Here is a 4,188-nt window from a genome sequence, read left to right on the forward strand (position 1 = left end):
TCCTATCTAGGGTGGCTTTTTTTATGGGGTGTGAATGAGGAGAAGGGGTTAAATACTAGGGTTTTTCTCTCATTTGAAAAAATAAATCCCAAAGCTATAAATTACAAGGGCTGCTTCATATATAGTAGATTAAAGATTTGCTTATAGATAGCTATAACCCTTATTATATAATGGCAGGATTTTAAAAATAAAAACACAATAACTTAAATCGGAGTAAATAATGATTACCCATGTACCTGATGTAACTTTTAAAACTCGTGTTCGTGATGAATCTATCGGCGGAGACAACCCATTTAAATGGTATGATCTAACCACAGACGAGTTATTTGCCAATAAAAAAGTAGTGGTATTCTCACTACCTGGCGCCTTTACACCAACCTGTTCAACCAGTCATTTGCCTCGCTATGAAGAGCTTTACAATGAGTTTAAAGCGCTAGGTGTTGATGAAGTTGTTTGTGTTTCTGTTAACGATGCCTTTGTTATGTACCAGTGGGGCCTGAAGCAAAACCGTGAAAACGTTTTCTTACTTCCTGACGGTAACGGTGAGTTCACTCGTAAGATGGGTATGCTGGTGGATAAGAGCAATCTTGGCTTTGGCATGCGCTCATGGCGATATTCGATGTATGTCGATAATAAAGAAATCAAAAAGGTGTTCAAAGAACCTAACTTCGGTGACAACTGCCCAACAGACCCATTTGAAGTGTCAGATGCAGATACCATGTTAGAATATCTGAAAAGTAATGCTTAATCACAATGCTTAAGTGTGTTGACGTTTGACTGGTATCATCAGGCGTCGATAAATACTTAAATGCTGAAGCTCAAATACTGTTGAACTGCTTAATCCTTAAGTATAAGGGCTAAGCAGTTTTTTTATGTTTTCTACAAAAATTTTGGCAATATTAAAAGAAATACCTAAGATAGTGTTAAATATGAGGCGCGAAAGCGGGTATTTATGACATAAATAATGTCATTTCTAAGTAATTATAAAAATGACGATAAGATAGCATTTATTGCATAAGAAAAATAAAGGGAGAAGCGGTGTTTATTATAAAGAATTTAGCAATCAATACATCAGAGCGGCAACAAGCGCTTCAAGCCGTTGCAAATATCGAAGCGCTCGTACAGCCGCACGACGCATGGACTGAGCAGACGTTGGCTGAGATGCTCGCGCAAGATAGTATGCATATGCTCATAGTTTATAAACAAGAAGATAAAGCCGATAATAATAAAGTCATTGGCTACTGCCTCTATCAAGTGATTTTTGAGCAAGCAGAGATTTTGCGTATTGGCACGCATCCTGATTATCAACGACAAGGCATTGCTTCACAAGTTATTGATAAGTTGCATGAAGCATTGCAGAGTAATCAGGTGGAAAATTTGTTGTTAGAAGTACGAGCAGACAATCATGCTGCGATAGCGTTATATGAAAAGCAAGCATTTGCAGTCATTCATAGACGCAAAGGCTATTATAAGTCACCGAATCAGTCCGCAGTTGATGCACTCATTATGCAACATGTCTATGGTGAGTGAAGAGAATAAATTCTCATTAGGAGTTATAAGCGTGGTTTCTTTAAAGATAAATTATTTATCTCAACCAACGTTATCGTGTTTAACTTGATGGTATTTTCTTTTTACAGATATTAGTGTCTAATTGATAATTGCTGTCTGCTTTCATCCGTGCAAGAACATCTATACGCTCGCTCAATAACTCTACCATCACGCTTATATTGGCTTGCTGTTTTCTGACTTGTTCTAGCTTTTGCTGAGTCAGCATGAGCTGCAAATCAATATCCAATTGGCCATCATAGTAATCGTTTAAGCTGTTTTTGATTTCAGTAAGGGTGAAACCAATGGCTTGCGCGCTTTTGATTAGCTCAATACGCTCGACGCACTCGGGATGAAACTCAGTATATAAACGTGAGCCTGCTTGACGCTTACGTGACCTTAATAGGCCCAACTGTTCGTAGTGACGCACGGTGTCTTTGGTTGTATTGGCTTTTGCTGCCAGCTCTCCGATTAGCAGAAATGAGGTATCAAGCGCCATAAAATTCTCTCAACTCTTTAGCTTTTGTAGATTTCATGATTGATGCTGCCAAGGATTTGCTGTATCGAGAAGGGATACGGCCAATGGTTGATGAAAATTATTGTGCCAATTGATGGAGCGACTGCTTATTAAGCGGTCTAATTGAGCAAGAAAGTCAGGACGCGGTAGAGTAGTGGCACCCAAGCTCATGAGATGATCATTAGGTAACTGGCAGTCGACAAGTGCAACATGACTTTGCTCACATAAGCGCATCAACCCCCAAAACGCGAGTTTTGACGCATTAGAGGCACGATGAAACATGGATTCACCAAAATAGATGCCGTTGATCTTTAGCCCATATAATCCACCAATGAGCTGACCTGTCTCGTCCCACACCTCAATGCTATGGGCAAATCCTTGCGCATGCAGTTTGGTATAAGCCTCAATCATCTCTTCATGAATCCAAGTGTGTTCGCGTTCGGGCAGGTCATTATTAAGACCATCGCTACGCGGCAGACTACAGGCATGTATGACGTCATCAAAAGCTTGATTGAGTGTTAGTTGCCAACGCGTGCGATTTGCTTGCTTGCGCAGTGACTTACTCGGTTGATAATCAGATGGGACGATCACACAACGCGGCTCAGGACACCACCAAGCGATAGGCTCATCTTCATTGAACCATGGAAACAGTCCTTGTGCATAAGCAGATATTAATGTATCGGGTGCAAGATCGCCACCCATCGCGACAATACCAATGCCCTCAGGATCGATAGAGATAGGATCAGGAAAGTCATAACGCCCAAGACTTTGTAAAGTCTCAGGCGTGATGTATTGATCATGATCGCCGTGCTGCGCAAAGTTATTCATTTAGTCTTCTTAATCAGCAGTCAGCGTTGACGCATAGGTATGGTCTTTCGCCGTTGTCTCACCGATAGCATCCAAATATTTCTCAGCATCCAGCGCTGCCATACAGCCAGTACCAGCAGAGGTAATGGCTTGACGATAGACATGATCAGCCACGTCACCTGCGGCAAACACCCCTTCGATACTGGTCTGCGTGGCATTACCATTCAAGCCACTATTGACGACCAGATAGCCATCTTTCATATCCAATTGACCTTTGAATAGGTCGGTATTAGGCTTATGACCGATGGCGACAAACATACCCATTGCATCCAGTTGTTTGGTGCTGCCATCAATCATTGATTCGATAACGACACCATTGACGCCCATGTCATCACCGACAACTTCTTTGACTTGATGATTCCATTCAATTTTAACATTACCGTTTTTGGCTTTTTCAAACAGCTTGTCTTGTAGGATTTTTTCAGAGCGCAGGCTATCACGGCGATGCACTAAAGTCACTTCAGAAGCAATGTTAGAGAGGTATAAGGCTTCTTCAACGGCTGTATTACCACCGCCAATCACAGCGACTTTTTGATCTTTATAAAAGAAACCGTCACAAGTGGCACAAGCGGATACGCCAAGCCCTTTAAATTTGGTTTCTGATTCTAGACCTAAATACTGAGCAGAGGCACCTGTTGAGATAATCAGGGCATCACAAGTATAGGTACCGTTGTTACCTGACAGCTCAAAAGGTCGTACATTCAAGTTAACATCATTGATATGATCATAAACCAATTCTGTACCGAAACGCTCAGCATGTGCTTTCATACGCTCCATCAATGCAGGACCGGTCAAATCATGCGCATCGCCTGGCCAGTTATCAACCTCAGTAGTGGTGGTTAATTGACCACCTACTTCCATACCCGTTACCATAACAGGTTTAAGGTTGGCGCGTGCCGCATAGACCGCAGCCGAATAACCGGCAGGACCTGAGCCTAAAATGATGAGCTTTTCGTGACGTGGAGCAGTAGTGTCAGTTGCCATAAGTGGTTCCTTTCTAAATATACGCATGAAAAATATGAGTTATAAATCTAATAAAAAAACGTCAAGCGTTGCTACTAATATGGTTTTTCTAATTGCTGTGTGATAATAACATAAGGGTAGATAGCAAAAAGTGCAAGTTTGCTAAAACAAACACAGCTATCATTAGAATCAAAGCATGATAACCTTGAAATACTCGTGCTAGAAACAGCTGGTATTTTATAGGGTCTATACAAAATTGTTAGCAGTATTATGTTAGGGCGTGTTGAACATTCGCA

General features: G+C 41.3%; 5 protein-coding genes. 2 read left to right on the plus strand and 3 right to left on the minus strand.

What is annotated here, in order from left to right; all coding sequences use genetic code 11:
* Positions 1–220: 220 nt before the first annotated feature.
* Positions 221–748, plus strand: coding sequence for a peroxiredoxin (locus B3V51_RS09840; protein ID WP_286708334.1), 528 nt, complete (start codon positions 221–223; stop codon positions 746–748).
* Between the two features lie 290 nt (positions 749–1,038).
* Positions 1,039–1,530 (plus strand): ribosomal protein S18-alanine N-acetyltransferase, encoded by a 492-nt coding sequence (gene rimI, locus B3V51_RS09845; protein ID WP_286708335.1) that lies wholly within the window; start codon positions 1,039–1,041, stop codon positions 1,528–1,530.
* 79 nt (positions 1,531–1,609) lie between these two features.
* Here rimI and B3V51_RS09850 read toward each other — a convergent pair whose 3' ends face one another.
* The 3 genes from B3V51_RS09850 to trxB are packed head-to-tail and all read right to left on the minus strand — an operon-like array spanning position 1,610 to position 3,913.
* Entirely contained in the window at positions 1,610–2,044 is a 435-nt protein-coding gene (locus B3V51_RS09850; protein ID WP_058023725.1) for a MerR family transcriptional regulator, read from the minus strand.
* Between the two features lie 33 nt (positions 2,045–2,077).
* A complete protein-coding gene (aat, locus tag B3V51_RS09855) occupies positions 2,078–2,890 on the minus strand; it encodes a leucyl/phenylalanyl-tRNA--protein transferase (RefSeq protein ID WP_286708336.1) in 813 nt (270 codons plus the stop codon).
* A 9-nt stretch (positions 2,891–2,899) separates the two neighbouring features.
* Positions 2,900–3,913 carry a thioredoxin-disulfide reductase gene (gene trxB / locus B3V51_RS09860; protein ID WP_186475078.1) on the minus strand — a complete coding sequence of 338 codons (1,014 nt, stop codon included), beginning with the start codon at positions 3,911–3,913 and terminating at the stop codon, positions 2,900–2,902.
* Positions 3,914–4,188: the final 275 nt, after the last annotated feature.

Source organism: Psychrobacter sp. UBA2514 (genome assembly GCF_002341255.1).
GTDB lineage: Bacteria > Pseudomonadota > Gammaproteobacteria > Pseudomonadales > Moraxellaceae > Psychrobacter > Psychrobacter pacificensis.

Excerpts from the sequence above, each read along its gene's own strand:
- aat (WP_286708336.1), bottom strand. The coding sequence starts at position 2,890 with ATGAATAACTTTGCGCAGCACGGCGATCATGATCAATACATCACGCCT.
- trxB (WP_186475078.1), bottom strand. The coding sequence starts at position 3,913 with ATGGCAACTGACACTACTGCTCCACGTCACGAAAAGCTCATCATTTTA.
- B3V51_RS09850 (WP_058023725.1), bottom strand. The coding sequence starts at position 2,044 with ATGGCGCTTGATACCTCATTTCTGCTAATCGGAGAGCTGGCAGCAAAA.
- B3V51_RS09840 (WP_286708334.1), top strand. The coding sequence starts at position 221 with ATGATTACCCATGTACCTGATGTAACTTTTAAAACTCGTGTTCGTGAT.